At 77.5% G+C, this 2,712-nt stretch carries 3 protein-coding genes and 1 pseudogene; all 4 read right to left on the bottom strand.

Features of this window, described 5'->3' with window-relative positions; all coding sequences use genetic code 11:
* On the bottom strand, nucleotides 1-485 hold a 485-nt coding region (gene ruvC, locus HLB09_RS15545), incomplete at its 3' end, for a crossover junction endodeoxyribonuclease RuvC (protein ID WP_171204230.1).
* Between the two features lie 73 nt (nucleotides 486-558).
* Nucleotides 559-1,308, bottom strand: coding sequence for a YebC/PmpR family DNA-binding transcriptional regulator (locus HLB09_RS15540; protein ID WP_171204229.1), 750 nt, complete (start codon nucleotides 1,306-1,308; stop codon nucleotides 559-561).
* An 81-nt stretch (nucleotides 1,309-1,389) separates the two neighbouring features.
* Entirely contained in the window at nucleotides 1,390-2,040 is a 651-nt protein-coding gene (pdxT, locus tag HLB09_RS15535; protein ID WP_171204228.1) for a pyridoxal 5'-phosphate synthase glutaminase subunit PdxT, read from the bottom strand.
* A gap of 11 nt (nucleotides 2,041-2,051) precedes the next feature.
* A pseudogene (locus HLB09_RS15530) lies at nucleotides 2,052-2,712 on the bottom strand (hypothetical protein); the annotation flags it as partial.

Here is a 2,712-nt window from a genome sequence, read left to right as displayed (position 1 = left end):
GCTCCCCCGGCGGGCGCCCCGCGCCAGAGGTGGCACAGCGCGAGCGCGAGCGCGTCGGCGGCGTCGGCGGGCCGCGGCGCCTCGTCGAGGCCGAGGATGCGGGTCACCATCGCCGTGACCTGGGCCTTGCCGGCCCTCCCCGAGCCGGTGACGGCGGCCTTGACCTCGCTCGGGGTGTGCAGCCCCACCGGGACGCCGGCCCGCGCCGCCGCCAGCAGCGCGACGCCCGACGCCTGGGCCGTGCCCATGACCGTGCTGACGTCGTGGCGGCTGAAGACGCGCTCGACGGCGACGGCGTCCGGGCGGTGGCGGGCGACGGCGAGCTCGAGCGCCTCGGACACCGCGAGCAGCCGCTCGGCCAGCGGCGCGTCCACGGGGGTGCGGACCACCGCGACCTCGACGAGGCGCGCGCGCCGGCCCGGCAGCCCGTCGACGACGCCGACGCCGCAGCGGGTGAGCCCCGGGTCGACCGCCAGCACGCGCACCGGCCCACGGTCGCAGCCGTGGGACGCCCCGGCGGCGCGCGACGCGCCGGGACGGTCGGCCGCGGCGCCCGGGTCAGCCGACCTGCGCGAGCACCTCGTCGCTGGCGTCGAAGTTGGCGTAGACGTTCTGCACGTCGTCGCTGTCCTCGAGCGCGTCGATGAGGCGGAGCACCTTCTCGGCGCCCTCGGCGTCGAGCTCGACCTGCATCGAGGGCACGAACTGCGCCTCGGCGGAGTCGTAGTCGATGCCCGCGTCCTGCAGGGCGGTGCGCACGGCGACGAGGTCGGTGGCCTCGCTGATGACCTCGTAGACGTCACCGGCCGCGTTGACCTCCTCGGCGCCCGCGTCGAGGACGGCCGTGAGGACGTCGTCCTCGCCGAGGCCCTCGGCCGGCACCGTGACGACGCCCTTGCGGGTGAAGAGGTAGGAGACGCTGCCCGGGTCGGCCATCGTGCCGCCGTTGCGCGTGAAGGCCACGCGGACGTCGGACGCCGCCCGGTTGCGATTGTCGGTGAGGCACTCGACGAGCACGGCGACGCCGTTGGGGCCGTACCCCTCGTACATGATCGTCTGGTAGTCGGCCCCGCCGCCCTCGGCGCCCGAGCCGCGCTTGACGGCGCGGTCGATGTTGTCGTTGGGGACCGAGCTCTTCTTCGCCTTCTGGATGGCGTCGAAGAGGGTGGGGTTGCCCGTCGGGTCCCCGCCGCCGGTGCGGGCCGCGACCTCGACGTTCTTGATGAGCTTCGCGAAGAGCTTGCTCCGCTTGGCGTCGACGACGGCCTTCTTGTGCTTGGTGGTTGCCCACTTGGAGTGGCCGGACATGGCGGATCGACCTCCTGCGCGTGCGGGCCCCGGCCCCCACCGGGACGTGCGCTGCGGGCCCCACCCGACGGGCTCGTCGGGTCAGGCCGCGCGGACGATCTCGGCGAAGAGCCGGTGCACCCGGGTGTCCCCGGTGATCTCCGGGTGGAACGACGTCGCGAGCAGGTTCCCCGCTCGCACCGCGACGATGGTACCGGCGGCGGGCCCCGCGGGGACGACGCCGAGCGCCTCCACGTCGGGCCCCGCCTCCTCCACCCACGGCGCCCGGATGAAGACGGCGTGGACGGGACCGGGCGCCACGGCCGCGGCGGCGCCGTCGGGGTCGGGCCACGCCCGGTCGCTGACGCCCGTGATCTCGAGGTCGGTCTCGAAGCTGTCGACCTGGCGGCCGAAGGCGTTGCGGCGGACGGTGACGTCGAGCCCGCCGAGCGTCTGCTGGTCGCGCGTGCCGTCGAGGAGGCGGTCGGCCAGCAGGATCATCCCGGCGCACGAGCCGTAGACGGGGAGGCCCTCGCGGATCCGGCGCACCAGCGGCTCCCGCAGCTCGAAGACCCGCAGCAGCTTGTCGATGACGGTGGACTCCCCGCCCGGCAGCACGAGCCCGTGGACGGAGGCCAGCTCCTCCGGGCGCCGGACGACGACGGCCTCGGCCCCGGCGGCGCGCAGCGCGGCCAGGTGCTCGCGGCTGTCGCCCTGCAGCCCGAGGACGCCGATGACGGGGGCAGCGCTCACGTCGGTCGACCCTACGGGGCGGCGCGGGCACCGCCCGCCCCCGACCGGCCCCCGGAGGGGGTGCCGGGGGCCGGGACCGGGGCGAGGGGGGACGCGAGCCGGGCGCGCTCGACCTCCCGGGCGGCGCAGGCGTCCTCGAGCGCCCCCCGCGCACCCGGGTCGGCGACCTCGAGCTCCGCCAGCTCCAGCGCCCCCGCGGTCGGCCGCACGAGCAGCCACGGCGCGAGGGCGGGCGCGGGCTCGCAGCCGACGTGGACGGTGAGCACGACGTCGGTCGTCCCGCCGGCGCGGACGACGACGGGCGCGTCGGCGCGGGAGGCGAGCCAGCCGGCGCCGGTGAGGGCGACCCGGCCGGGGACGCGGTGGCCCGGCTCCCCGGACCCGCCGCCCAGGACGAGGACGTCGACGCCTCCCCGCCCCTCCACGGCCAGGCGGACGGCCAGCACGTCCGCGCGCGGGTCAGCGTCGGGGTCGGGGCGCGCCTCCACGACGACGAGGCGCACGGCCCCGGGCTCGTCCCCGGGCTCGTGCACGTCCTCGTCCACGGCCGCCGCCGCCGCAGCGGGGCTGCGGACAGGGCTGGGGGCGTCGGACCGCGGCACGAGGCCGGCGGCGCCGACCCCGGCCAGGAGCGCGAGGGCGGCGAGGGCGAGCGGGGCCGACGCGGAGATC

It is taken from the genome of Pseudokineococcus marinus, from assembly GCF_013004605.1.
Taxonomy (GTDB): domain Bacteria; phylum Actinomycetota; class Actinomycetes; order Actinomycetales; family Quadrisphaeraceae; genus Pseudokineococcus; species Pseudokineococcus marinus.
Note: the sequence above shows the minus strand (reverse complement) of the source record. Positions and strands in the feature narration are given on the sequence as shown.

Coding starts and splice junctions, on each gene's coding strand:
- HLB09_RS15540 (WP_171204229.1), bottom strand. CDS start 1,308: ATGTCCGGCCACTCCAAGTGGGCAACCACCAAGCACAAGAAGGCCGTC.